26 protein-coding genes and 1 tRNA gene are annotated in these 24,308 nt (G+C 38.0%); 3 read left to right on the top strand and 24 right to left on the bottom strand.

The window, feature by feature from the left end; translation table 11 throughout:
- Positions 1 to 9 precede the first annotated feature (9 nt).
- From AXA65_RS14035 to AXA65_RS13950, 18 genes are all read right to left on the bottom strand, one after another.
- Positions 10 to 1,131: a site-specific integrase gene (locus AXA65_RS14035; RefSeq protein WP_228391687.1), complete on the bottom strand. Its 1,122-nt coding sequence runs from the start codon at positions 1,129 to 1,131 to the stop codon at positions 10 to 12.
- Positions 1,132 to 1,276: 145 nt separating this feature from the next.
- A tRNA-Asp gene (locus tag AXA65_RS14030) sits at positions 1,277 to 1,350 on the bottom strand.
- Positions 1,351 to 1,489: 139 nt separating this feature from the next.
- Positions 1,490 to 1,807 carry a thioredoxin gene (gene trxA, locus AXA65_RS14025; RefSeq protein WP_034972729.1) on the bottom strand — a complete coding sequence of 106 codons (318 nt, stop codon included), beginning with the start codon at positions 1,805 to 1,807 and terminating at the stop codon, positions 1,490 to 1,492.
- A 65-nt stretch (positions 1,808 to 1,872) separates the two neighbouring features.
- Positions 1,873 to 3,045 carry a cysteine desulfurase family protein gene (locus tag AXA65_RS14020; RefSeq protein ID WP_063970716.1) on the bottom strand — a complete coding sequence of 391 codons (1,173 nt, stop codon included), beginning with the start codon at positions 3,043 to 3,045 and terminating at the stop codon, positions 1,873 to 1,875.
- 52 nt (positions 3,046 to 3,097) lie between these two features.
- Entirely contained in the window at positions 3,098 to 3,685 is a 588-nt protein-coding gene (locus tag AXA65_RS14015) for an HAD-IB family hydrolase (protein ID WP_063970715.1), read from the bottom strand.
- An 86-nt stretch (positions 3,686 to 3,771) separates the two neighbouring features.
- Positions 3,772 to 4,497 (bottom strand): SDR family NAD(P)-dependent oxidoreductase, encoded by a 726-nt coding sequence (locus AXA65_RS14010; RefSeq protein WP_063970714.1) that lies wholly within the window; start codon positions 4,495 to 4,497, stop codon positions 3,772 to 3,774.
- Between the two features lie 65 nt (positions 4,498 to 4,562).
- Positions 4,563 to 5,879: an FAD-dependent oxidoreductase gene (locus AXA65_RS14005; RefSeq protein ID WP_063970713.1), complete on the bottom strand. Its 1,317-nt coding sequence runs from the start codon at positions 5,877 to 5,879 to the stop codon at positions 4,563 to 4,565.
- 74 nt (positions 5,880 to 5,953) lie between these two features.
- On the bottom strand, positions 5,954 to 6,844 hold the full coding sequence (locus AXA65_RS14000; protein ID WP_063970712.1) for a decaprenyl-phosphate phosphoribosyltransferase: 891 nt from the start codon (positions 6,842 to 6,844) through the stop codon (positions 5,954 to 5,956).
- Positions 6,845 to 6,930: 86 nt separating this feature from the next.
- Entirely contained in the window at positions 6,931 to 7,626 is a 696-nt protein-coding gene (locus AXA65_RS13995) for an OmpA family protein (RefSeq protein WP_063970711.1), read from the bottom strand.
- A 20-nt stretch (positions 7,627 to 7,646) separates the two neighbouring features.
- A complete protein-coding gene (locus tag AXA65_RS13990) occupies positions 7,647 to 8,141 on the bottom strand; it encodes a lipocalin family protein (protein ID WP_034972741.1) in 495 nt (164 codons plus the stop codon).
- Positions 8,142 to 8,251: 110 nt separating this feature from the next.
- Entirely contained in the window at positions 8,252 to 9,943 is a 1,692-nt protein-coding gene (locus AXA65_RS13985; protein WP_063970710.1) for a S8 family serine peptidase, read from the bottom strand.
- A gap of 14 nt (positions 9,944 to 9,957) precedes the next feature.
- Positions 9,958 to 10,575: a WbqC family protein gene (locus tag AXA65_RS13980; RefSeq protein WP_063970709.1), complete on the bottom strand. Its 618-nt coding sequence runs from the start codon at positions 10,573 to 10,575 to the stop codon at positions 9,958 to 9,960.
- 240 nt (positions 10,576 to 10,815) lie between these two features.
- Positions 10,816 to 12,450, bottom strand: coding sequence for a signal peptidase I (gene lepB, locus AXA65_RS13975; RefSeq protein ID WP_063970708.1), 1,635 nt, complete (start codon positions 12,448 to 12,450; stop codon positions 10,816 to 10,818).
- Between the two features lie 141 nt (positions 12,451 to 12,591).
- On the bottom strand, positions 12,592 to 13,290 hold the full coding sequence (gene dapB, locus AXA65_RS13970; protein WP_063970707.1) for a 4-hydroxy-tetrahydrodipicolinate reductase: 699 nt from the start codon (positions 13,288 to 13,290) through the stop codon (positions 12,592 to 12,594).
- A gap of 52 nt (positions 13,291 to 13,342) precedes the next feature.
- Complete coding sequence (locus AXA65_RS13965) at positions 13,343 to 13,972, bottom strand: DUF5683 domain-containing protein (protein WP_063970706.1); 630 nt, start codon at positions 13,970 to 13,972, stop codon at positions 13,343 to 13,345.
- On the bottom strand, positions 13,973 to 14,863 hold the full coding sequence (locus AXA65_RS13960; protein WP_063970705.1) for a ParB/RepB/Spo0J family partition protein: 891 nt from the start codon (positions 14,861 to 14,863) through the stop codon (positions 13,973 to 13,975).
- A gap of 60 nt (positions 14,864 to 14,923) precedes the next feature.
- Positions 14,924 to 15,697, bottom strand: a complete 774-nt coding sequence (locus AXA65_RS13955) for a ParA family protein (RefSeq protein ID WP_063970704.1) — start codon at positions 15,695 to 15,697, stop codon at positions 14,924 to 14,926.
- 187 nt (positions 15,698 to 15,884) lie between these two features.
- Positions 15,885 to 16,715, bottom strand: a complete 831-nt coding sequence (locus AXA65_RS13950; RefSeq protein ID WP_063970703.1) for an energy transducer TonB — start codon at positions 16,713 to 16,715, stop codon at positions 15,885 to 15,887.
- A 169-nt stretch (positions 16,716 to 16,884) separates the two neighbouring features.
- Between AXA65_RS13950 and AXA65_RS13945 the strand changes: the two genes are divergently transcribed.
- Together AXA65_RS13945 and AXA65_RS13940 are read left to right on the top strand one after the other, a co-directional pair.
- Positions 16,885 to 18,216, top strand: coding sequence for a PDZ domain-containing protein (locus tag AXA65_RS13945; protein WP_063970702.1), 1,332 nt, complete (start codon positions 16,885 to 16,887; stop codon positions 18,214 to 18,216).
- A gap of 33 nt (positions 18,217 to 18,249) precedes the next feature.
- A complete protein-coding gene (locus AXA65_RS13940; RefSeq protein WP_063970701.1) occupies positions 18,250 to 18,765 on the top strand; it encodes a hypothetical protein in 516 nt (171 codons plus the stop codon).
- Here the strand turns inward: AXA65_RS13940 and AXA65_RS13935 are convergent.
- The 3 genes from AXA65_RS13935 to AXA65_RS13925 are packed head-to-tail and all read right to left on the bottom strand — an operon-like array spanning position 18,762 to position 20,746.
- A complete protein-coding gene (locus tag AXA65_RS13935; RefSeq protein ID WP_063970700.1) occupies positions 18,762 to 19,595 on the bottom strand; it encodes a glycosyltransferase family 2 protein in 834 nt (277 codons plus the stop codon). The two genes, AXA65_RS13940 and AXA65_RS13935, sit on opposite strands and share 4 nt — an antisense overlap.
- Positions 19,595 to 20,206: a recombination mediator RecR gene (gene recR / locus AXA65_RS13930; RefSeq protein WP_063970699.1), complete on the bottom strand. Its 612-nt coding sequence runs from the start codon at positions 20,204 to 20,206 to the stop codon at positions 19,595 to 19,597. Before recR ends, AXA65_RS13935 begins: the two co-directional genes overlap by 1 nt.
- Before the next feature lie 45 nt (positions 20,207 to 20,251).
- A complete protein-coding gene (locus AXA65_RS13925; RefSeq protein WP_063970698.1) occupies positions 20,252 to 20,746 on the bottom strand; it encodes a dihydrofolate reductase in 495 nt (164 codons plus the stop codon).
- Positions 20,747 to 21,057: 311 nt separating this feature from the next.
- Here AXA65_RS13925 and AXA65_RS13920 point away from each other — a divergent pair, with 311 nt between their 5' ends.
- Positions 21,058 to 22,077, top strand: coding sequence for a glutaminyl-peptide cyclotransferase (locus tag AXA65_RS13920; RefSeq protein ID WP_063970697.1), 1,020 nt, complete (start codon positions 21,058 to 21,060; stop codon positions 22,075 to 22,077).
- A gap of 51 nt (positions 22,078 to 22,128) precedes the next feature.
- On the opposite strand, the gene AXA65_RS13915 is transcribed toward AXA65_RS13920, so the two are convergent.
- From AXA65_RS13915 to AXA65_RS13905, 3 genes are all read right to left on the bottom strand, one after another.
- Positions 22,129 to 22,590, bottom strand: a complete 462-nt coding sequence (locus AXA65_RS13915) for a DUF6759 domain-containing protein (RefSeq protein WP_063970696.1) — start codon at positions 22,588 to 22,590, stop codon at positions 22,129 to 22,131.
- Positions 22,583 to 23,266 carry a tRNA (guanosine(46)-N7)-methyltransferase TrmB gene (gene trmB / locus AXA65_RS13910; RefSeq protein ID WP_063970695.1) on the bottom strand — a complete coding sequence of 228 codons (684 nt, stop codon included), beginning with the start codon at positions 23,264 to 23,266 and terminating at the stop codon, positions 22,583 to 22,585. Before trmB ends, AXA65_RS13915 begins: the two co-directional genes overlap by 8 nt.
- Before the next feature lie 109 nt (positions 23,267 to 23,375).
- The gene (locus AXA65_RS13905; protein ID WP_063970694.1) at positions 23,376 to 24,176 is read right to left on the bottom strand and encodes a hypothetical protein; all 801 of its coding nucleotides are present in this window, start codon (positions 24,174 to 24,176) and stop codon (positions 23,376 to 23,378) included.
- Between the last annotated feature and the right edge of the window lie 132 nt (positions 24,177 to 24,308).

The following is a 24,308-nucleotide window of genomic DNA, read 5'->3' as shown; positions in this document are numbered from 1 at the left end:
AATTCGATTTCAATGTTGGCTCTGGTTTCGGGATTGGTAATGAACTCCATTAGATAAAGTGATCGTTGTTGCAAAAGTATGGCGTGCAATATGATAGGTCAATTCTTTGTTAATTCCCCATAGGTCTGCAATCTCTTTGAGATAGGCGTTCATTTTTTGATTACTAAGAATAGGAAGAAGTTTTCCACTATTAAGACATACAGGATGATTTTTGTATTTTTTAATGATTTTCTCTGTTTGAGAAAGCAAGGGAATATTAGAAGTAGTTTTCGTTTTCTGACGTTTGGTATAGATCCATTGAGAGCCATCAAGTCCTAAATTGATATTTTGGTATGTTAGTTTTTGAGTATCAATGTAAGCCAATCCTGTAAAACAACTAAACAGGAAAATATCTCTTACCAAGGACAATCTCTCATTTTTAAAATCTTTGGCAAAAAGCACTTCTATTTCCTTTTCATTAAGGAACATTCTCGTCACTTCATTAAACTTCGAATGATAGTTCATAAAAGGGTCTCGCTCCATCCATCCATTTGCAAGACAGATACGAATGATCTTACCAAAATTCTTGATGTATTTAACAGCCGAATTATTGTTACAGGATCTTTCGGTTCTCAAAAAAAATTCAAAATCGTTTAGAAAAGCGTAATCGATCTTTTTAATTTCAATGTCGGTAACACTGTATTTCCATTTCAGGAAATCTTTGGTATGCTTCAAACAGGTCTTATAACGCGTTAATGTTCCTTGAGCAAATTCTTTGTCTATCAGTTTCTCCATTCGATCATTATGATCTTGAAAAATAGGAATCAGTGTTCTGGTCAATCTACCTCTACCCACTAACTTATTTTTAAGAGCCTCACAAGTTACTGTTTCCTTATCTCTGATTAATTCGTGATAGGTGTCGTAAACTTTTTGCTCAAATGTTTTTAAATAAAAATTAAGTGATCTGCATTCTTCTGAAGAACCACTAACCTTCTGCATAGCAGAATTCCATTTTGAAGGCTTTACTGTGCGTTTTGTGCTGATCTCGGATATTTTGCCATCAATTGTAATTCTTAGGTAAATAGGAGACTCTCCTACAGAATTGATTTTAGCTTTTTTTACATAGAAAAGTAAATTGAATGTCTTGTTCATTTCGTTTAGCGTTTAAGATTTAAAATTAACCTTAGCAAAAACTTTCAGATTGTGCTTTTTTAGTTCTCTTTGAACAGACATAAAACAAAAAAAGCTTTAAAACATACGTTTTAAAGCTTTTTGTACTACTTTGATATTGTAGTTGCGATCCGGACGGGACTCGAACCCGCGACCTCCGCCGTGACAGGGCGGCATTCTAACCAGCTGAACTACCGGATCTCTTGCCCAACAAACTAAGAAGAACTATCGTCGTTTATTGTGGTTGCAAAAATACAACAATAATCCACAACTGCAAATTTTAAATAAAAAAAAACGCCTCTCCAGAGGAAAAGCGTTCATTTTCAATTATATTAATTTTTTAAAGGTAAGCATTCAGCTTCTCAGCGATCACTTCTTTTGGTGCTACACCTACGATTTTATCTACTACTTCTCCGTTTTTGAAGATCAAAACTGTTGGAATATTTCTGATTCCGTAATCTACAGAGATTTGCTGATTGTTATCCACATCTACTTTTCCTACCAAAGCTCTTCCTTCGAAGTCGTTTGCAACTTCTTCGATGATCGGGCCTAGCATTCTACAAGGTCCACACCAAGCTGCCCAAAAGTCAACTAAAACTGGTTTATCTGAATTTAATACTGTTTCCTGAAACGATTGATCTGTGATTTCTACTGCCATGATTTCTTGTTCTTAATTATTTGTAATACAAAACTACAAAATTTATATTCTAATTATTCTGTTGATTATCTATGTAAACTATCGGCGTTTTCTATAACGAACTGACTTCCTATTTCCTCCAAAGCTTCTATCAGAGCATCAATGTCCGATTTTTTGGTATAATGACTAAATGAAACTCTTAAAGGCGTTTTGTTATCCAGATCATCCTCAGACAAAACAGACATCAATACCATAGACGGTTTTGAGGCTCCGGAACTGCAAGCACTTCCTTGAGAAATAGCGATGCCTTTCATATCCAACTGCAACCCGATCAATGGATTTTTATAAGGAAGCAAAACATTCAGAACGGTGTACAGACTTTCGTCATCTGCACTTCTTCCATTGAATTTGACCCCTGAAATCTTTTCTGTCAATTGCTGGATCGCATAATGTTTGATGTCGAGAATATGATTTTTGTAATCTTCCATTTTCTCCTGAGATATTTCCCAAGCTTTTCCAAGACCTGCGATTCCTGTTACATTTTCGGTTCCTGCTCTCAAACTTCTTTCCTGTGGTCCACCTGTGATGATTCCTTTCAAACCAGAAGATCTTCTTACGAATGCAAAGCCAGAACCTTTTGGCCCGTGGAATTTGTGTGCGCTGCAAGAAGCAAAGTCTACTGGAATTTTAGAAAAATCCAAGTCTACGTGAGCCATAGTCTGAACGGTGTCTGAATGGAAAAGTGTATTATTTTCTTTGCAAAGATGCGCTACTTTTTCAATGTCGAGAATGTTCCCAATTTCATTGTTGGCATGCATCAATGTTACTAAAGTTTTCTTATCTGAGGATTTCAGCGCTTCTTCTAATTTATTCAAATCAAAATCGCCGTTGGAGTCTGGTCTTAGATAAACCAATTCCACGCCTTTCAATTTTTTCATTTCAAGGCAGGTTTCGGCAACACATTTGTGCTCCAACGCAGAAGTGATGATTCTTTCCACACCAAGATAATTGACTGCAGATTTGATGATCATATTGTTGGACTCGGTGCCACAAGAAGTAAAAACGATCTCTCCTGGTGTCACTTTCAAAGATTCTGCGATCTTTCGCCTCACTTCTTCCAAAATGGTCTTGGCTTCCTGTCCCAAACTGTGGGTTGAGGACGGATTGCCGTAATTGAATTTCAACACATTCACCATACAGTCTATCACCTCATCGTCGAGAGGCGTAGTTGCAGCATTATCCAGATAAATTCTTTCCATTTTAAATTTAGATTTTGAAGCCGAAAAAAGTTCGAAAAATTAAGGCACTAAATTAGTGAAAAAATCGGTAATGCGATTCATTGGCGAACTTAAACATTGGTTTGTCACCAGATGTATCTCCAAAAGCTATGATTTTATCGAATTTCTTATCACCAAGTTCCGCTTCTATTCTGCAGACTTTTTCGTCTTTATTACAATTTTTTCCAATAAATTTTCCTGTAAAAACATCATCTTTAAACTCCGCTTTCGTGGCTAGCAATGTCATATTGAATTTCTCGGCAAATGGTTGCACCCAAATATCCAACGATGCAGAAACGATGTAAGATTCTGTATGTTCTCTATCGATATTATTAATGAAATCCGAAGCGTTTTCTCTGATCAGGCTTGGATAATTTTCATCAAAAAACAGTTTTGCTTTTTTATCGATATTATATCTTGATTCTCCTTTTAAGATGGATGAAATGAAGCTTTTCTTCACGGCCTCTGAATTCGCCAATTTTAATTTTAATAAGATAAACAGCGGAACGTGCTTTAGAAATTGAATCGAATATTTGGCTGGATTATAAAACTTCAAAAACAAAAACATGGTGTCTTTGTAAGTAAGCGTTCCGTCGAAGTCGAATAGATATAATTTTTTCATAAGTGATGAATTATGAATGATAAATGATTAGTTGCATCGCTTTTCTATCTCAGAATTGAAATCAATTATCATCTATCATTCATCAATTATAATTTAAGTTTTTTAAAAACAAACTCAGGAATATTTCTAATGATCAGCATTACGATTGCCCAAATTGGTAAAACGTAAGCCACGTTCTTTTTATTTTTGAAAGCTTTGTAAATTCCTTCCGCCGCTTTTTTTGGAGAAGCTGTCAACGCTGGATTCAATGGTAAACCTTCTGTCATTTTGGTGTCCATAAAACCTGGTTTCACCGTCAAAACGTGAACTTTTTTATCAAACAAATAATTTCTAAGTCCACTTAAATAGGCTGTTAAAGCCGCTTTTGCACTGCCATAAATGAAATTGCTTTGTCTTCCTCTTTCGCCTGCGACGGATGAGAGCACAATCATAGTTCCGGTTCTTTTGGATTCCATTTTTTTGGCGAAGAAGTTGAGGACAGGAACCAATTTAGCATAATTAATATCGATGATTCTCTCGGTATTTTCATCATCATAAAGCCCATCCTCTGTACTCAAACCAAGATAACCTGACGCGCAAAACAAAACATCCGAATTGAGATTTTCCAAATTTTTGTAATCGATTTCGTTCATCAAATCAAAAGGAATGATTTCCGAATGCTGAAAAAACTTCACCTGAATATGACAGGCAAATTTCTCTGTCGTCTCCGGATTGGAACTCAACAGATAAATGGTCTGGAATTTTTCGCCTTTCGCCAAACATTCTTCTACAAATGCTTGTGCAATTTCGGAATTGGAACCAAGAATAATCATAATTGTTAGGTTTGAGAGTTTTAGAGTTGGAGAGTTTTAGAGTCTTTAATAAAAACTAAATCCTATCAACCATTATTAATAATTCTTTTATGTTGAAGCGAAACAAACTTCGAAGAATCAACGTTTTGGAGATAATTCGTGAGCGATGAACGGCTCATACTATCTTTGGTCAAATAAATTCTTCCACCGCAATTCTCAACAATTGCATCGAGTTGGTCAATCAGTTTTTTCAAACCTTTGTTCACTTTAAAGTCCAAAGCCAAAGTGTAACCTTCCATTGGAAAAGAGTTGTAAGCTTGTGGATTATTTTTTCCGAAAAGCTTTAAAACAGCTAGGAAAGAACCGTTTCCACTTTTTGCAATTGTGTCCAAAATTTGTCGCATGCCTTCTTTTCCATTTTCTTTGGGAATGACCATTTGATATTGGATGAAACCACTTTTTCCGTAGATCTTATTCCAATCATTAATCACATCCAACGGATAGAAAAAAGTCTCATAATCAATAAAATTATTGAGTTGTTTCTTCGTCTGCTTGTTATAATAGAGGAAATTGAAAATCTTAATACTCAAAGAATTAAGGACAAACCCAGGAAAATAAAAAGGAATCGTCGGTTTTGGTTTCTCTTTCAGCTTCAAAGTTTTCTTTTGAAGGTTGGATGGCAATTCGGCTTTCAAAGCGTGCTCACCTCTCATCAAGATAGAGCGACCAAGGTTTTTACCTTTTTGAAAACAATCGATCCAGGCCACGTTGTAGGTCCAGTCTTCGCTTTCATCAAACAATCGGAAAACCTCATCCAGATTTTCGGCCTTGATGCTTTCTTGCTTGATGTAAGCAGATTCTATATTTTTCAGTTTGAATTTGGCTGAGAGAATAATCCCCGTCAATCCCATTCCACCGATTGTCGCCCAGAATTTGTCTGAGTTTTCTTCGCGTGAGCAAGTGATGACCTCAGCATTTTCATTCACCAATTTGAACTCGATCACATAATCTGAAAAACAACCTTCTGCGTGGTGGTTTTTCCCGTGAACATCGGATGCAATGGCGCCTCCAACGGAAATATATTTGGTTCCAGGCGTGACGTAAAGAAAATAGCCTTGCGGCACAGAAATCTCCAAAACTTCTGACAGAAGTACGCCGGACTCGCATTCGATAACACCGTTTAGCCTATCGAAAGAAATGAATTTATTAAGTCTTTTGGTAGAGAAGATATGTTCGCCAAGCGAAGCATCGCCGTAGCAACGACCATTTCCCCTTGCAATCACTTCATTATTTTCCCGTACAAATTTTTTGATAGTAGAAACAGAATCACCTGACCTCATTTCTTTTTCTACCACTGGGAAATTTCCCCAATTGGTCACTTTTTGAATAAAATTCGGTTTCATCTGTTAGTTTTTTTAATGGTCAAAGTTAATCCCCATAATTTCTTCATCATTGTTGTATGTTTTCAATCTTTGGATCATTCCTTTTTAAAATAGATCTGTAATAGAAAAGCAATCACCCAAAGAAAGATCGTGATCTGAATATACCTGTCTTTGTAAACGATCTTGGTTGGCGATTCGGTTTTGTTGTAGACCAAAGTCTGCTGCAAATATCTGAGGAATGCGAACACCACAAATAATACGGTGTAGAAAACCCTCGGATGGAATCTATCCTGAACCTCCGGTGATAAAGTAAACATCAAATAACAGATAATTGCCAAAGTACAACTGATAGACAATGCAATATCCGCAAACTGGACATTGTAACCGTCAAGCGCTCTTCTCGTTTTGCCGGAGACCTGCGCATTGATCAATTCGCCTCTTCTTTTCCCGATTGCCAGCACCAAAGCCAAAACAAAGGTCAAGAGGATCGCCCAATTGGTGACGGCAATTCCTGTCACATAACCGCCTGCTAGAACTCTTAGAACAAATCCTGTAGCAATGATGCAAATATCTACGATGGCGACCTGCTTTAGTTTGAACGTGTAGAAAAGGTTCATCACAAAATAAAATCCAATGATAACCCCAAATTTCCAAAAGTTGGTGTGAAAAATATAGTTTCCGATGAAAATAGAAGCAACAGATAAGATCACCAAGAAGGCAAATAAGATCTCTGCGCTTCTTTTGGAAACAGCACCACTTGCCAATGGACGGGTTTTCTTCTCTGGATGTCTCCTATCGGATTCTATATCAAAATAATCATTGATGATATAAATAGAACTTGCTGTCAATGAAAAAACCAGGAATGCAAAAATACTTTCGTAAAATAAGTATGTATTTGTAATTTTCCCTGAAAAAAATAATGGAGCAAAAACAAATAGATTCTTAACCCATTGTTCCACCCTTATTAATTTTAAATAGTTTTTCATCAATTATTTTAATAATTTACAAAAGTAGCATTAAAATAAAAAAACCGCAAATTGCGGTTTGTTATTTATTTGAAAATGAATGATTGTTAATTTGACCCAGATTTTGCAGCGTCGTTGATCATCTTTTCGTTTGCGGTAATTGCAAATTCTACACGTCTGTTTTGTGCTCTACCAGCGTCTGTATCATTAGAAGCGATTGGGCTAGATTTCCCTAAACCTTCTGTGAACAGTCTAGAAGACGAAATACCCTGAGCTGTAAAATAGTTTTTAACGGCTGCTGCTCTTTGTGCAGAAATCCTCAAGTTTACCGCATCTGTACCTACACTGTCTGTATGTCCGTAGATGTTGATGTTCGTATCAGGATTATTTCTAAGAACCGTTACCAATTTATCCAAGTTGGTTTTAGCCAAAGAAGTTAGATTTGAAGAGTTGAAGTCAAAATTCACGGTATTTTCGTGAAGCGTTACTTTGATCCCTTCTCCTACTCTTTCCACCTCAGCGCCAGGCAACACATCCTTGATCTCTTTTGCTTGTTTATCCATTTTGTTACCGATAACACCACCAGCAACACCACCTACAACACCACCAAGAACTGCACCTAATGGCGCATTTCCACCTTTTCCAAGGTTGTTTCCTAGGATTCCTCCTAGTACTGCACCCGCAGCTGTACCAATTGCGGCACCTTTTTGTGTGTTATTGGCATTTTGTACAGCTTCACAACTTGTGATCAATAGAGATCCAGAGATCATAAAGGCTGCAATATTTAATTTAGTAAATTTCATTTGATTTTTGATTTTTAATATTATTTAGTTCTTACAAAGTTGTAACGGATGTCCATTGGTGTACCATCTGCGTTCACAGACTGAACCAATGTGAAGGTATTGGCAGTTGGATTTTCCAAGATCAACTTGTATCCAGAACCTACCTTTTTTGCTTTTTCGCCCTCTCCGACTTTTTTGATAGAAACTACATTGTTCTTATCTACACTGAAAGTGATCGCCTGAGTTTTTTCTGGACAAGCAGAAGTTCCATGCAAATTGTAAGTTCCAGTATAATTATTTGGGATAAGTGTCCAAGAACTACCTACAAAACAGCTGATGCTAACGCCTTCGTCAAAAGGTTTAACGCTGAATTCTCTATTATAATCGATGTTAGAAATATCCCATTGTCCTTTCAGTTTCATCACTTCGGCTCTCAATGTTTGCGCTTGACCAGCGGAAACTCCAGTTTTGTTTGAAGAACAAGAAGCTGCAATCAAAGAAGCGCCTACAAGTCCTAAAAAAAGTGTTTTTTTCATAGTTTTAAAATTATTACCAAATGTATCATAAAAAAGTATGCCAAAGAATAAAAAACAAAAGATCCGAGAAAACTCTCAGATCTTTTGTCCTTCATAAAAAGTCTAATTCATTATAGCTTAGACTTTTCTATCGCTTTATTCGTTTTTTGTTTTTTTGCAGAGTTCTTTACAGAATTCGAAGATGAGTTGGCTCTGTAGAAATTGCTATACGCATACTCTGCCGCCTTCGCAACATCGATAACGCCTGCAGATCTTGATAATTTATCAAATCCATTGGTAGTGTTCGCGTTGGAGGTTTTCACCAAAGATTCGATGATCTGCTCTGGCTTCAAGTTCGGCATGTAAGCCAACAAGACCGCTGCAGCGCCTGCAACTACCGGCGAAGCCATAGAAGTTCCTTGCAGATATTCATATTTACCATCTGGAACTGTAGAATAGATCTTGTCTCCCGGCGCAAAAACGTCTACCATTTTCGCATCATAGTTGGAGAAGCTCGCTTTCAACATATCCGCATCGTTGGTATTGGCACCAACCACGATCATATTGTTGATGAATGGTTTCTCATCTGTTGCTGCTTTAAAATTGGTTGGGAAATACTGGTGTTCCGCAATATCCTCATTTTCATTTCCTGCTGCCTTCACAAGCAGTACACCTTTGCTTTCAGCATATTTGAAGGCATCCCAAACCACATTTTTCCCTGGAGAAACTGGTTTTCCAAAACTCATGTTAAGGATCTTCGCACCATTATCAACTGCGTATCTTACGGCATTTGCAACATCTTTATCTCTTTCGTCTCCATCTGGAACAGCTCTCACTGTCATGATCTTCGCCACTTTGGAAGCAACACCATATTGGTTTTCGGAACCGTTTACCAATCCAGCGATAATCCCGGCAACGTGTGTTCCGTGTTTTGCATCTGGACCTTCATAATGATTGTTACCATAACTTTTTTCAGAGTAATCATCATAGTTGTCACCAACGATAGATGCTCTCGTATCAAAATCAAGGTTAAAACCTTTCTCAGCCTGTGGCGTGAAATAATCTAAAGCTTCTTTCATCTGAGCTTTCAAATAAGTTTCAACTTCAGCTGCAGATTTCCCTGCCACCTGAGGATCATTGGAAACCTGAGCAAGAACCTGCATTGCCATCGCATCCTGCTGCGTTGATGGTTTGATTGCTGCTAAAGTTTCTTTCGTGAGGTTTTTACCGTTCAATAATTTCACCATATCTGGAATGGCGTTATTGATCATCGTATATAGTTGAAGGCTTTGTTTAGCTTCTTCACTTTTCTTGGTAAAGATCTCTTTGGACTTCATGTACATTGCAAATTCCTCAGGCATTTTGGTTTGATTCGCTTTGTTCTTTGTAGAATCGTCACCTTCGAAAACTGGTTTGTACTTTTTCACGACTCTCGTAACTTCCATGTTGTCAACATCTACATCGCCGTTTTTCCCACCTAGGAAATTCCAGCCGTAAACATCATCGATATAGCCGTTCCCATCATCATCTTTTCCGTTGTTTGGAACTTCATTGGGATTTCTCCACATATTCTTTACCAATCCTGGATGGTCCACTTCTACACCGCTGTCCAAAACACCCACGACAACTGTTTTTGGTTTCAGGCCTTTCGATTCCAAGAATTTATAAGCATTCTCCGTATTCACACCATACACTTTTGTGGTCGCGTAATCTTTGTGATACCAAGTTTTGAGGTCTTTATCGTTTTCTGGAGCAACTACTGTTTGTGCAGCTATCATTGCAAAACCGCTGTAAAAAGCAGCTGCTATCAATAATTTTTTCATTCTAAAATTTTTATTTAATTGATTTTGATATTTTTAATATATGTCAGACTTTCTGGTCCGATGTTACAGATCAAGTCCAAAATCGAGAGATCTTTCAGGAAACCATGCTTATCGGAAAAGCTTTGGTAATACTTCGAAAACACTGCTTCCGATTCGGATTTCGCAGAAAATTTTTCTCTGTAATTTTCAGATTCTGGATTTTTAAAATATTCTTCTGTCAAAATGTATTCCTTTTCTGTCTTAAGGATATTAAGGATCACTTTCAAAGCTTTGAGATTGAAGTCTAACAACGAATCTACTTTGCCTTCGTAAATAGTTTTCAGTTTATCTTCGTAATACTCGAAGTAAGGCGTGCTTTGGTAGGCTGTTTTGATAGATTTCCAATGGAGTTTCTGCCAATCTTCCACAAAAGAGATCTCTATGTCTTTGAGTTCTCTTTTTCCAGTGTGTTTGATTGGGATGATCAGTGGTAATTTTCCGTTGGCGCCGTAAATCACTGCACGGTTTCTGTAGGTCTGCTTTGGAAAGTTCTCGAACTGCTCGAAGGTGATTTCATTTTCTGGATCAAGGAAAACTGAGAACCACGAAATGGGTGGCAAATAAAATATGGGTAAAAGAATCTTGTTGTTCATATTTGTTAAAACTAAAAAACTTTGTCAAAGGTTTGAAACTTTGACAAAGTGATGATTTTTAATGCTTGATAGAAGTTGAAAAACGTCATCCAAGCGTGGTCATTTTATTTGGAAGACAAATCCAATAGCCCCGATAGGAACGGCATCCTTTTTTGCTTTTTCTACAAATTCAACTTTGAAGATCAAACGTTGTAAAAGCAAAAAAGATATAGTGGATAGCGGGATCAGCTCCTGATTATATTAATCTTCTTCTTTTTTCTTTTTAAATAAGTTGGCAAAGAAATCCCATCCGAAAAACAGGACCAAAATAAGCACTGCTACCCACCAATATGAGGTTTTGTTAGCTTCGCCTGTGTTGGTCGCTTTGAACATTCTGTCCCAACGGATCTTCTTTCCTGGCGCCTGATAAGTTGAGTTGGCGTCTGCAAAGAGGCCTTCTACACTCATCCAAGTGAACATTGGGCGACCAACGATATTCTCCTCTGGCACGACTCCGAAGAATCTCGCATCCAAAGAGGCATCGCGGTTGTCCCCGATCATCATGTAATAATTTTGCTTGATGGTATATTGATTGGTTTCCTGACCGTTGACGTAGATTTTTCCTCCTTTGTTCTCCAATTTGTTGTGCTCATATTCTGAGATGATCCATTTGTACATTGGCAATGTTTCCTGATCCAATTTTACGACATCTCCTTTTTTCGGAATTCTCAGCGGGCCGTACCAATCTTGATTCCATGGTTTGTTTACCGGATAGATAGACTGCGTTGTATCGATATTTTTTGTGTAGGCTGTTTTGTCAGCGTTCAGTTTGAATCTCACGGCACCTTCACCTTTTTCCTCGATCATCTCCTGCATGTCGGTCACCTCTGGAAGGGCTTTGATATCTTTTGCGGTCTGATCTGTCAAACCTTGGAAAGCGTAAACAAAACCTTCGTTGGTTTGATTTTCCTGAACCGGAAGAAAGCCGTAAGCTTTGTATAACTGAGGAATATCTAACTGTGAACTTGCTTTTACCAAATAACCATGCTGCTGCTGCTCATCGCCAAGAATCTTTTCTGGTGCATTGTTCACAAACAATCTTCCAGCGCGGAACTCGATGACATCACCAGGAATCCCGACGCATCTTTTCACGTAAGGATCTTTTCTGTCTATTGCGGTATGAACAGAATCTTGCGGATAGTTGAATACAACGATGTCATATCTTTCTACTTCATCATAACCTGGAATTCTTAGATATGGTAATTTAACGGCGTCGACATAAGATTTTGGGTCGTCCTTTGGATTCCCCTTTTGTCCACTGTCGAAAATAGTTCCTTGTAAGAATGGTAGAGCCACTGGTCTCATTGGCATTCTGTAACCGTAAGCCCATTTATTAACAAATAGGAAATCTCCTACTAGAAGCGTTCTTTCCATGGATCCTGTAGGAATTCCAAATGGTTGTGTGATAAAAGCGTGAATGATGGTTGCAAAAACAACAGCGAAGGTTACAGAACCTACGAAAGTCTCTTTCTTCTTGCCTTCTTCTTCCTCTTCTTCGGTTTCAATCTGTGGGTCTTTGCCGTAGTTGACCGTCGCCATGAAAATGAAAGGCAAAATCACGGTCAATAATCCATCCAATGCGCTTCTTTTCCCAAATTTCTTCATCAAGAAAATATGGAAAGCCGACATCATGATCGGACCTACGATGGGTAGATAAGATAATATCGCCCACCATTTCGGATGCTTGGTCTCTTTTAAAACAATGAAATAATTGTAGAAAGGAACAAAAGAAAGCAACGGGCTGTAACCCATTTTCTTGAATAACTTCCATGTTGTAAGTCCCATCAAAACGCTGATGATGAGAACATAGATGGTATAAGTAATGATGTAATCCATATTTTGGCTTTTGGCAATTGGCGCTTAGCTTTTTGCTATTTTTTATAATTAGTTTTTGATGTGATGTTTTTGTTACAGAAATAATGAGATGAAATTAATTTTTGCCCCCAACCCTAAAGGGAGAATTAATTCTTAAGAACATTACAATCCTAAAACATCTTTCATTGCAAAAACACCTTTTTTGTCAACGATCCATTCAGCGGCAATTACTGCGCCCAATGCGAATCCGTTCCTGTTGTAAGCGGTATGTTTGATTTCGATCTCATCTACTTCTGACCTGTAAAAAACGCTGTGTGTTCCTGGAACCTCATTTTCACGAATCGCAAAAATGCCTAACTCTTTTTCTTTGGTCTCATCTAATTTCCAAGCTTCGAAGTTTGAATTATGAATAATTCCTTCCGCTAAAGAAATAGCTGTTCCGCTTGGCGCATCTAACTTGTGGATGTGGTGGATCTCTTCTAACTGACAATTATATTCTGAAAACTTGTTCATTATCTTCGCCAGATTCTCGTTGAGAGCGAAGAAAAGATTCACGCCTAAACTGAAATTGGAGCCATATAAAAAAGCAGTGTTATTTTCTAAGGCAATCCTTTCTATCTCAGGTTTTTTATCTAGCCAGCCAGTTGTTCCACAGATGACAGGAATTTTATTTTCGAGGCAAGTTTTGATGTTTTGAAAAGCAACCTCTGGATTGGAAAACTCTATTACAACATCTGCGTCATTCAGGTTTTCTATTGTTGGTGTTTCGCGTAATCTCGCTACGACTTCGTGACCACGACTTTGGGAGACCCCATCGATGATCTTCCCCATTTTCCCGTAACCTACCAGTGCTATTTTCATTTTCTATTTGTAATTTATTTGAACGATGTGTTCGAAATGTTTTGTTTTAATTTTAAAATCTAAAATTCAGGCTCAATCCAGCTTTCGCATAGGAATTGGTGAATTGATCATTAATAATTGTCGGCGTAATGGCAAGATCCGGATCGTGGCGACCTTCGTAAAGATGCGCATCTACCACAGCATCTACGATATTAAGAATATAGATCAAAGCGGAAATCCCGATGGCATAATCACGTTGCCGTTTGGATCGGTCTTGTGCATTTCCCAAAACCGTCTTATCGACTCCATTGACATCCGAAAATTCGTGCGGAAGTCCGTTGAGCTCAGCAACAAAAGCATTTCTATAACGTTTGTACTGCTTGTCATTCCACAGGGCAACTCCTATTCCCGTTCCCACAGCGCCCCAAACAATTGGGATCTTCCAATATTTTTTGTTGTAAAACTGACCAAGACCGGGTAACACCGCAGAATAGAGACCCGCCTTTGCAGGACTTAATTTGGTGACTTTTGCTGGTGCATTCTGTTGATCAATATCCTCGACAACCTGAGCCTCTGATAAAGGCTTGGCTGCAGGAATGCTATCTTTTGGAAGATTCTCTACACGTATCGTGTCATTTGGATTGATTTGTGAAAAAGCAAAACAAAATGAGAGAAGCAAAAGGAATGTGAATAATTTCTTCATTTATCTGATGTGCGCAAGAATGCTTTCCAGCTCTTCTTCATTTTTAAAATCCAGGACGATCTTTCCTTTTTTTCCATTAGCTGAAGTTTTGATCTCCACATTCACATTCAGAATATCGGTCAAACTTTTTTGCGCTTTTTTGAAATGGTTGGGAATGATAGACTGCTTGGCCACTTTTTCTGTATCCTGAGCATTTTTCATCAGGCTTGCCAATTGTTCAGCTTGTCTTACGTTCAATTGTTCTTTGATGATCCTGTCAAACAAGATCTGGCGTTTCTCTTCAGAATCTAATCCCATGATTGCTCGACCATGCCCAGCAGAGATCTGACCACTTCGAACACCTTTCTGAATATCCGGGGATAACTTCAAAAGACGGACACTATTCGTGATCGTACTTCTCTCCTTACCAACACGTTGGCTTAGATTTTCCTGGGTCATACCAACCTCATCCAACAATCTTTGATAAGTTAAAGCTACCTCGATAGGATCTAGATCTTCTCTTTGGATATTTTCCACCAAAGCCATTTCCAATAATTCCTGATCGTTGACCAAACGGATGTAGGCAGGAATAGTTTCCAGACCTGCTATTTTGGAGGCGCGATAACGTCTTTCTCCAGAAATGATCTCGAATTTCGGCCCATCTTTTCTAAGGGTAATCGGCTGAATGATGCCTAAACTTTTAATCGATTCGGCTAGATCATTCAATGCTTTTTCGTCGAAGTAAGTTCTTGGCTGGTTGGGATTGGGATAGATGTCTTCAATCGAGATCTCTACAATATTCCCAACCAAAGATTTTGCACCTTCATCGGAAGCGGAGTTGATATTGGTTTTGCTTTCGGCATTCAAAATTGCGCCGAGACCGCGACCCATTGCTCTTGTTTTGTCTTTCATCTTGATATAAATGATGGTTGATAAATGATAATTGATTAATTATTATTCTAAAGAACCATTTTAATTTTTAACTAATTTTTCGTTTCTCAGCAAAACTTCTTCTGCCAATTGGATGTATTGGATCGCACCTTTGCTTTCCGCATCGTAGCTTAATATGCTTTCTCCGAAACTTGGTGCCTCGCTCAATCTTACATTTCTGCTGATGATAGTTTCGAAGACCATTTCTGGGAAGTGAGAGTTTACCTCTTCCACCACTTGATTTGACAATCTCAATCGGCTGTCATACATTGTCAAAAGCAAACCTTCGATATCTAGATCCGGATTGTGGATCTTCTGAACATTTTTGATAGTATTCAATAATTTACCCAAACCTTCCAAAGCAAAATATTCGCACTGGATCGGGATGATCACAGAATCTGCAGCCGTTAATGCATTAATGGTAATCAGACCTAAACTTGGTGCGCAATCTATGATGATGTAATCATAATCATCTTTGATAGATTTCAAAGCTTCACGCATCATGTACTCGCGGTTTTCACGGTCCACCAATTCTATTTCCGCAGCAACAAGGTCGATGTGAGATGGAATAATGTCCACGTTTGGTGAAGTGGTTGGCAAAATACATTTTCTAGCTTCCGCACTGTGCTCCAATAAATGATAGGTAGAAAAATTGATCTCCTCAACACCCAAACCAGAGCTTGCATTGGCCTGCGGATCTGCATCTATCAAGAGAATTCTCTTTTCCAATACGCCAAGAGCTGAAGCAAGGTTAACCGCTGTTGTTGTTTTTCCAACGCCACCTTTCTGATTTGCAACACCTATAATTTTTGCCATAAACATTAATTTAATCCTCAAAAATACGATTTTTTACTACTTGGAAAGTTTTGAAAAACCTGCACAGCCGTTAAAGTATTGTTAATTAAACGATTGACTTAAAAAAAAATTATCCACATTTCCTTTCAAAATGTGGATAATTATAAAAAAACTGATGTTTAATATTTACATAGCCTTGATTTTCAGACTATTCAATTTTCATGGAAATAGGCATTCTGAAAGACGATCTTACAGCTTTGCCTTTTAATTGTGCAGGCGTCCATTTTGTTTTGATGGCTTTCACCGTTCTCTCTGCTTCGGAGTTGAATTCTGAGCTGGAGCCTGTAACTTTTAGATTGGAAATACTTCCGTCTTTTTCTACTACAAATGTGATGACTCCGGAAACCATTCCTGTTTTATCTACAGATTCCGTATCAAAATTCTGCGCTACCTTTTCACGGAAAGCGTTGATACCACCTTTGAAATCTGCCGCAACGTCTACTTTTGTTCCATCAACAACAATATTTGGATCTTCAACTTTTGCTGGAGGCGTGTAAGGAGGCGCAACAGTGGGCGGCCCTACCTTGATTGCTGGTGGTGCAACAATAAGTTTTGTATCTTCTCCTGCAGAAGTCTCTGAACTCAAAGCCGCATCTTTTTTATCATCTTCTGTTGGAAGTGGTTTATTTTTCTTTACATCTCGAACTGGAGTAAAGATTGTGGATTCTACAGTTTTCACTTTCACTGGGACTGAACTTGCTGGAGTCACTTTTACGATTTCTGGTATTTCTTCTACGGGATCTAGAATGTAAGGACCATAATCATGACCTTTATCAGTAATAACATCTGAAGAAAAGGCTGACACAATCAAAGGAATTACTGCTACTGAAGCAAAAAATGCAACTCCCACAAATAAGGCTTTTGTAAGCTGACTGGAATATTCATTTCTAAGGGCATAAGCACCATAAGCTTTATTTCTGTTTGAAAAAACAATTTCGTCAAGGTTGTCTTTCACGAAGAAAGTGGATAGATCTTTCATGATAATAAAATTAAATAATTAGTAAAGTTTTGAAGTATTACTTAATAACACAGCAAACAACATTCCACTTTTTAAACTAATTATCAAATAAATTATGATTAACATAGGTATTCAATAAATTTTCTTCCTGATTAATTGTGAATGTTAGAAATTAATGTAATTTAATGTGATGAAAATTTTATTCTTCATAGCATTCATTCTCAGCGTCTGGACGAAGGGTCAAGATGGTTTTATCCTGGAAAACACAGACAAAACCGTTATAAAATTCAAGCTGATCAATAATCTCATCTTCATTCCGGTGAATGTAAATGGCGTTGAACTGAACTTCCTCCTGGATTCCGGAATTGCAGAAACATTGCTTTTTAGCTTAGAAAACAAAAATGTTGATTTTAAAAATATAGAGAAGATCACCTTCAAAGGTCTCGGAGAAACTGTCAGTATCGAAGCTTTGAAGTCCATTAAAAATGATGTGAAAATCGGCAAGAACTTCATCGATAATTCCCATACGATATTTCTCGTGTTGGACGAAAGTTTTAACATTTCTCAGGATATTGGAATTCCCGTGAATGGCATCATTGGTTATTATTTCTTTAAGAATCATCCGGTCGAGATCAATTACATCAAAAAAAAATTGACAGTCTATAAAGATAAATCCAAGTTTCCAAAGAAGATCAAACGATATTCGGACTTTCCGATGAGTGTAGAGTTCAACAAACCTTACTTGAACGCCGATGTGGAAATGAAACACGACAAGCAAAGCTCAAAGCTATTATTAGATCTTGGCAACACAGATTCTGTTTGGCTTTTCCCTGTAATGATCAAAGATTTCATTTACAACAGACCCAACATTGATGATTTTTTGGGACGTGGCTTCAGCGGAGATATTTTCGGAAAAAGGAGCAGGATCAATTCACTTTCGATCGGAGATTTCAAATTCAGAAAACCGATCGCATCTATGCCGGACGAATATTCAATCCAACATTTGAAATTAGTAAAAGACAGAAAAGGATCTATCGGCTCCGAGATCCTGCGCAGATTTACCATTATTTTTGATTATCAGGACCAGATAATTTACCTCAAATCCAACAGATATTTGAACGACCCATTCCTGATCGATGGAAGTGGACTGGAAATAAAACAGGACGGATTGCTTTGGGAGAAAGAAGAGGTAAGGATAGAAACATCTCGAGTAAAAATTGGTAACACAGAAACTAACGTAGCAAATACACCAGAAAGCTTCAAATACAAATTCACCCTTAAACCGAAGTTTATCGTATCTGGCACCAGAAAAGATTCACCGGCGCAGAAAGCAGGAATCATTAAAAACGATGAACTCATCACAATCGATAAAAAAAGTGCTAAAGAAATGACATTGAACAACATCCATCGCATTTTAAAAACATATGTCTCCAAGAAAATACATTTGGAGATCAGAAGAAATGGCATCCCGATGAAATTTGAATTTACATTGGAAGATCCAATTCCCTATATTGAGGAATGAGAATTGATAAGCATCATCTGAAAACTGATATTTATGAGCGAAACATTGAACAACATACGAAACCGACCGCGTTTCAAACTTTACACAGACCTTTCTCTCGAGGAATATGAAGAGAATCTGAGAAATTACCTTGAGAATCACCATGATCAGTTTTTTGGAAACATCAACAAAGAGGTGGCGACCATTTTTGTGCGGACGGAAAACGAAAGCTACTGGAAACCCAATTTGACATTGAGAATAGAAAAAGAAGATGAAAAAACGGTGATCAGAGGGATCTTCGGACCAAGCTCGGCTGTTTGGACATTCTTCATGTTCCTGTATTTTCTTTTTACCGTTGCCTGGATGACATTTTTCACACTATTTTATGTGGAAAGGCAAATCAACACCAACAATTATCCGTGGGCGCTGCCAAGTTCTTTTGTTGTTTTAGGATTTATTGCACTGACTTACACGGCGGTGAGATTTGGGCAACTGAAGGCTAAGGATGAAATGCTGGAGTTAAGAAGATTTGCGGAAGAATCTACGTTCCATACCGAAAAACAAGATTAGTTATTGATCTTTCGAGCTTCAATGAAATGTTTGAATTTCAGACCTATCTTCATTAATAAAAACTGAAAAGGCTTCTGGCTTTTGTAATACTTGTTGATGAAAATATCCATCGCTCCAAAGAAACGATCCAGATAAATTTTATCCTTCACCGTACTTTCTCCTTTGTAATGCAGGATAGAATATTTACCATAATAGAAATTTTGGTAGCCATTCCTTAAAATTGTGTAGCAAAGGTCGATATCTTCACCGTACATAAAATAACGTTCGTCAAAGCCACCAACTTCCTGATAAACAGATTTTTTCATTAGAAGATTTGCGCCAGTCATCACTTCTACTTCTGCAATATCAAACTCGCCAATATCGTTTCTGTAGTAGGTTTTGGAATCATTATTGAGCCTGGTGAATAATTTTTCAAAAGAATTAACTAGTGCAGGAACAGACCTTTTACTTTCTGGCAAGAATCTTCCTTGCGCGTCATGCATCCTGAGTCCCAAAGCTCCAAAAGTCTCTTGTTGGTCTGCGAAATCAAGAATTTCTTTAAAGTAATCGCCTTCGATTTCCGTGTCTGGATTCAAAATATAGACGTATTCGCCTTTTGCAGAATTTACGCCGATGTTATTTGCTTTTGAGAATCCTAAGTTTTCTTTTAGTTCGATAAAATTTACGTTTGGAAATTCACCAATAAGAACTTTCCAATTGGAATCCGGAGAATGATTATCCACAACGATGACCTCAAAGTCAAATCCGTGAAAATACTTATTAATGGAAAGAATACAGTTTCGCAACAGATCTTTCACCTGATAATGTACAATGATCACACTTACTTTCATCAGCCCGCTTCGTTATAAATAGTTCTGTTGGTTATGGACCTACCGAGTGAGATCTCATCAGCATATTCCAACTCGTCTCCCACAGCGATCCCTCGTGCAATACTTGAGAACGCAACATTTTGAGATTTGAATTTTTTATAGATATAATAGGCAGTCGTGTCACCTTCCATGGTTGCACTCAATGCAAAGATGAGTTCTTTTACCAGACCGCTGTTCAATTTTTTCTCTATGCTTCCAATCCTAAGTTGGCTAGGTCCAATACCTTCCATGGGAGAGATCTTGCCACCAAGAACGAGATATTTACCTCTATACTTCCCTGTATTTTCTATAGCCATCACATCCCGAACGTCTTCTACAACGCAAAGCAGTTCGTCATTGCGTTTGTGGTCGTTGCAAATGTCACAAACTTCGGAATCTGAAAAATTATGACATTCTTTACAGTATTTGATATCAGTCACCAGATTTTGGATAGATGTCCCCAAAGAAATTCCCTGCGAGGCCGGTTGCCGCAACAGATGCAAGGCCAAACGAAGTGCCGATTTTTTCCCGATGCCGGGCAAACCAGATATTTCGTCTACAGCTTTTGATAAAACTTTACTTGGATAATCCATTTTTTTAAGAAACAAGAATCAAGGTAAAAGATTCAATGTGTTTTTTTAGTCTTTGATGATCTTCTCGTAGGTTTGGAAATAAAAATCGTGGTCGTTCTTTTCATCTTTCGGGTGGAATTCCTCAGACGTCTTTTGCCAGATCTTCAGATCTATTTTTGGAAAAAATGTATCTGCTTCAAAATCTTCTTCTACAAGGGTGATCTCCAATCTATCTGCCAACTCCATCGTCTGCTTGTAGATCTCGCCACCACCAATGATGAAAACCTCTTCATCAATCTTCTTGGCAAATTTGATAGCCTCCTTTAGCTTGGAGACAATCAGAATATCCTCTGCAAACCAATTCTCTTTTCTGCTTACCACAAGATTGGTCCTGTTTGGCAGAGCTTTACCAATACTCTCATAGGTTTTCCTTCCCATGACGATGGGATGGTTCTCTGTAAGCGATTTGAAATGTTTCAGGTCTTTTGGAAGGCGCCAAAGCAATTGATTGTCTTTTCCTAAGGCATTATTTTTCCCTATAGCTGCGATTATCGTAATCATAATATTTACAAAACTACATTTTTATGTTTAATTAAGAAAAATTTATGAGATGTTAGTTTTCATATTTTGTATTTTTGGCAAAATAATGAAAAAATAGGTCACAAATTTTCATATTATGCAACGCGCGTGAGGGATGGTAGCGGTTATCCTTTTTGTTTTGCCTTCCAAAACAAAAAGATAGTAGCGGACAGCCCGACCCGATGTTGAGGAATGAGGCGTGCGAAGCAAGCGCGAGTGACAAAAACGAGGGGCACGCCCAAATTAAATTTTAAATCAAAATCCGGAAACATGCCGGTGAATAATATCTCTAAATGAAAAAGATCTTTTTAGCATCGGCTTTTGCGCTACTATTTTTAGCGAGCTGTACCAATGACAAGGACATCCTGAACTCTTTGAATGACTACAACCTGAGTAAGCAGAATCAAGGTTATCATTTCGGGGACAAACTTCAAATTCCACAAGACGTTTTGGATTATTCGGAAGCGATCACGATCAGCTTTGGAGATAAAGAAAGCAGCGACCTTAAAATCGACCCGAAGTTTTTCTCGCTCGGCGAAAATGATGTGACCTTCAATATCAAGACAAAAAGTGGCGAAGTCCTACAGCAGGATGCAACCATCAACGTCTTTGCAAAAACGAAAGCGAGAACAATGTCTTACCAGGTCCTGAATCAGTATCCGCATAATTCCGAGTACTTCACAGAAGGTTTCGAATTGCATGACAACACCATCTACGAGAGTGTAGGTCTGGAAGGAAAATCGAAATTGGTAAAATACACTCTGGGAAGCACAAACCCAACTCAGGAAGCCATACAACCAAGCAACATTTTTTCTGAAGGCATCACTGTTTTCGGTGATAAAATATACCAATTAACTTACAAAACGAAAAAGGGATTCATCTACGATATGGATATGAAACTGATCAAGGAATTCCAATATCCAAATATCATTGGTGAAGGTTGGGGAATGACAAACGACGGTAAGAATCTGATCGTTTCTGACGGCACCAAGAATATCTATTTCCTAAATCCAGAAAATCCATCAGAAGTTCTAAGATACATTTCCGTAGCAAGCGATAAAGAAGGTTATGACCAGGTCAATGAATTGGAATATCATGATGGAGCGATCTATGCAAACGTTTGGCACAAACCTATTATCTTAAAAATAGACCCAGCAACAGGTGAAGTCATTGGAATACTTGAGCTAACAAATATTGTTAAACAAAGCTCAACTGGAGGTGAAGATGTCCTCAATGGAATTGCCTTCAAAGGGGAAAACATGCTGATCACTGGTAAAAACTGGAGCAGGATCTACGAGATCTCGGTAAAATAAAAATTGAAATAAAATCACAAAAAAAGAGCTTCAAAAAATGAAGCTCTTTTTTTATTGTATAGCTGCGATCTCTTTTTCAGGGCTTTTCACAACCGAATATTTGATGCTTACCTGCGTATTTTCCGATAGCGTTTTCTTGGCCAGATAAGGACTTTGACAAACCTCGGAACGCATGACATATTCGCCTTGGTCTACCACGATGCTCTCTGTTTTTTTTGCTGCCACAGGAACCGTATAGCTTTTCCCGCCTAGGATCATCATGGTAAAATCACAATCGGATTCGTTGTTGATGACCAGCACGGTTTTTTTATTGGCCTCATCAGAATTGAATAATTGATTGAGGAGCACCACCGCTTTATCCTCGGTCTTGGGTTTTACAGGTTCCAACGGCATATCATTATTGGTCTCCAAAATAACGGTTGCATTCTTCACTCCAAACAACGGAGATACGGCATTGGATGATGCACAACTCACTAAACTGATTCCGAAAAAGAGCACAAAAAATCTATTCATTCTTTAATTTGAATTTGATATAGGTGATCGTCTTCCCTTTGGAAGAGAACAATTCCTCATAATAAGTTCTAATTTCTCTAAGTAATGGTGTGGTGTCCGGCTGATATTCCGGCGCACCGTAAATGTCGTGGTGGGCAGTCAGGATCTCATGACCTAAGCCTTGCAAAAGACCCAGCGTGTAGCCATGAAGATATTCTGAATCGGTTTTCAGATGAATAACACCATCCTGTTTTAGGATGTGCTTGTAACGCGTCAAAAACTCTGGATTGGTAAGTCTGTGTTTGGTCCTTCTGTATTTGATCTGTGGATCGGGGAAGGTGATCCAGATCTCGGAAACCTCATTCTCTGCAAAGAGATTTTCTATCAATTCTATTTGAGTTCTAAGGAAAGCTACATTTTTCAGGTCGCTCTCAATAGCTTCTTTGGCACCGAACCAGAATCTTGCACCTTTGATATCGACGCCGATAAAGTTCTTCTCCGGAAAAGCCTTTGCCAAACCTACAGAATATTCTCCTTTTCCGCAGCCAAGCTCCAAAACGATAGGATGATCGTTACCAAAAAATTCTTTCCACTTTCCTTTGTGTTCAAAATCGTTGATAGCCTGATCACGTGTTGGCTGGATGACGTTTGGTAATATTAGATTTTCTCTGAATCTCGCTGCTTTATTCTTGCCCATTTTTTTACTAAGGTTGTTTTTAATCTTAAAAACGCAACAAAGCTAAACAATTTATTTTAAATTGAATAGCATAGTAACTTATTGTTTAAAATTTGATAATTTGTTAATATTATTTTGAAATTTCTGTAGTAGCCTGCATGAGGTGAGAGTTCTGCAATCTTCTAAGGTAGATGGGAAGATACTTCTCGATATAGGTTTTTGCAGCTTCGTAATTGTTGGACTCCAGATAGTCTGTGATGTTGTCTGAACTGTAGATGAACTGAAGGAAATTGGGAATCAATTCTTTCGGGATCTTTAATTTGATGAAGTACTCGTCGCCGAAATAATCCTGAAGATTCTTGATATTCTTGCTCATTCTCTCGTACTGGTAATAGCGTTCTTTCTTTTTCTTCTCGCCAGAAATGAGATCAAAAATACTATCGATGCTGAAACTAAGACCTTGATTGAAGCCCAGGACAGGAATTTCGGGAGAAGTGCCGTCGCCTTTTGGTTCCGGCAATCCGATCATCTTTCTGAGTTCAAATGCTTTTTCCGAACCTTTCAGCATGGCGACATCTCTACGGAGGTTACCAGTCGGTTTGAAAGAGCTCAGGATCACTTCCTGTATCTCGTAGTAAGCAATTTGTAACTCGACGAAGTTTTTATTGCGCTCCAACATTTCTTTTGAGACCTCTACATCCTTCCTCTCGGTCGCGATGGAGGTAAACCTGAGGACATCGCCTATTTTTGCTGCAATCCGGAACTCACCGTTGTAATTTGCAAGCACACTTTTATGAGCATTGATATTGGTCACATAGACCTGGTTGAGATACAGACTGGACTTATCTCTGATAAAAATCTCACCTTCAAAATCCTGCCCGTAAATGGATGCTAAACAAAACATTAGCAAAATAGTAAAAATCTTCTTCATATGATCCGGCAAATTTAGAGAGAATAATATTTAGAATCGGTACAAAAGAAAGCCGATAAGGTTAAAATTTTATTAAACTTTATCGGCTTTTTGTTAAGTAGTTTTAATTAAATCCCATTTAAAAAATTATTA

Origin of the sequence: Chryseobacterium sp. FP211-J200 (assembly GCF_001643375.1) — a bacterium.
Lineage (GTDB): Bacteria > Bacteroidota > Bacteroidia > Flavobacteriales > Weeksellaceae > Epilithonimonas > Epilithonimonas ginsengisoli.
This window is presented reverse-complemented; position numbering and strand designations above follow the sequence as displayed.

What these genes read in the sequence shown, in the direction of transcription:
- trmB (WP_063970695.1), bottom strand. Translation starts at nt 23,266, where the DNA reads ATGGGCAAGAATAAAGCAGCGAGATTCAGAGAAAATCTAATATTACCA.
- AXA65_RS13960 (WP_063970705.1), bottom strand. Translation starts at nt 14,863, where the DNA reads ATGAAAGACAAAACAAGAGCAATGGGTCGCGGTCTCGGCGCAATTTTG.
- AXA65_RS13920 (WP_063970697.1), top strand. Translation starts at nt 21,058, where the DNA reads ATGAAAAAGATCTTTTTAGCATCGGCTTTTGCGCTACTATTTTTAGCG.
- AXA65_RS13945 (WP_063970702.1), top strand. Translation starts at nt 16,885, where the DNA reads ATGAAAATTTTATTCTTCATAGCATTCATTCTCAGCGTCTGGACGAAG.
- AXA65_RS14005 (WP_063970713.1), bottom strand. Translation starts at nt 5,879, where the DNA reads ATGAAACCGAATTTTATTCAAAAAGTGACCAATTGGGGAAATTTCCCA.
- AXA65_RS13990 (WP_034972741.1), bottom strand. Translation starts at nt 8,141, where the DNA reads ATGAAAAAAACACTTTTTTTAGGACTTGTAGGCGCTTCTTTGATTGCA.
- AXA65_RS13915 (WP_063970696.1), bottom strand. Translation starts at nt 22,590, where the DNA reads ATGAATAGATTTTTTGTGCTCTTTTTCGGAATCAGTTTAGTGAGTTGT.
- AXA65_RS13955 (WP_063970704.1), bottom strand. Translation starts at nt 15,697, where the DNA reads ATGGCAAAAATTATAGGTGTTGCAAATCAGAAAGGTGGCGTTGGAAAA.
- AXA65_RS13905 (WP_063970694.1), bottom strand. Translation starts at nt 24,176, where the DNA reads ATGAAGAAGATTTTTACTATTTTGCTAATGTTTTGTTTAGCATCCATT.
- AXA65_RS13940 (WP_063970701.1), top strand. Translation starts at nt 18,250, where the DNA reads ATGAGCGAAACATTGAACAACATACGAAACCGACCGCGTTTCAAACTT.
- AXA65_RS13935 (WP_063970700.1), bottom strand. Translation starts at nt 19,595, where the DNA reads ATGAAAGTAAGTGTGATCATTGTACATTATCAGGTGAAAGATCTGTTG.
- trxA (WP_034972729.1), bottom strand. Translation starts at nt 1,807, where the DNA reads ATGGCAGTAGAAATCACAGATCAATCGTTTCAGGAAACAGTATTAAAT.
- AXA65_RS14010 (WP_063970714.1), bottom strand. Translation starts at nt 4,497, where the DNA reads ATGATTATTCTTGGTTCCAATTCCGAAATTGCACAAGCATTTGTAGAA.
- AXA65_RS13965 (WP_063970706.1), bottom strand. Translation starts at nt 13,972, where the DNA reads ATGAAGAAATTATTCACATTCCTTTTGCTTCTCTCATTTTGTTTTGCT.
- lepB (WP_063970708.1), bottom strand. Translation starts at nt 12,450, where the DNA reads ATGGATTACATCATTACTTATACCATCTATGTTCTCATCATCAGCGTT.
- AXA65_RS13995 (WP_063970711.1), bottom strand. Translation starts at nt 7,626, where the DNA reads ATGAAATTTACTAAATTAAATATTGCAGCCTTTATGATCTCTGGATCT.
- AXA65_RS14035 (WP_228391687.1), bottom strand. Translation starts at nt 1,131, where the DNA reads ATGAACAAGACATTCAATTTACTTTTCTATGTAAAAAAAGCTAAAATC.
- AXA65_RS13950 (WP_063970703.1), bottom strand. Translation starts at nt 16,715, where the DNA reads ATGAAAGATCTATCCACTTTCTTCGTGAAAGACAACCTTGACGAAATT.
- AXA65_RS14000 (WP_063970712.1), bottom strand. Translation starts at nt 6,844, where the DNA reads ATGAAAAACTATTTAAAATTAATAAGGGTGGAACAATGGGTTAAGAAT.
- recR (WP_063970699.1), bottom strand. Translation starts at nt 20,206, where the DNA reads ATGGATTATCCAAGTAAAGTTTTATCAAAAGCTGTAGACGAAATATCT.
- AXA65_RS13980 (WP_063970709.1), bottom strand. Translation starts at nt 10,575, where the DNA reads ATGAACAACAAGATTCTTTTACCCATATTTTATTTGCCACCCATTTCG.
- AXA65_RS14015 (WP_063970715.1), bottom strand. Translation starts at nt 3,685, where the DNA reads ATGAAAAAATTATATCTATTCGACTTCGACGGAACGCTTACTTACAAA.
- AXA65_RS14020 (WP_063970716.1), bottom strand. Translation starts at nt 3,045, where the DNA reads ATGGAAAGAATTTATCTGGATAATGCTGCAACTACGCCTCTCGACGAT.
- dapB (WP_063970707.1), bottom strand. Translation starts at nt 13,290, where the DNA reads ATGAAAATAGCACTGGTAGGTTACGGGAAAATGGGGAAGATCATCGAT.
- AXA65_RS13925 (WP_063970698.1), bottom strand. Translation starts at nt 20,746, where the DNA reads ATGATTACGATAATCGCAGCTATAGGGAAAAATAATGCCTTAGGAAAA.
- AXA65_RS13985 (WP_063970710.1), bottom strand. Translation starts at nt 9,943, where the DNA reads ATGAAAAAATTATTGATAGCAGCTGCTTTTTACAGCGGTTTTGCAATG.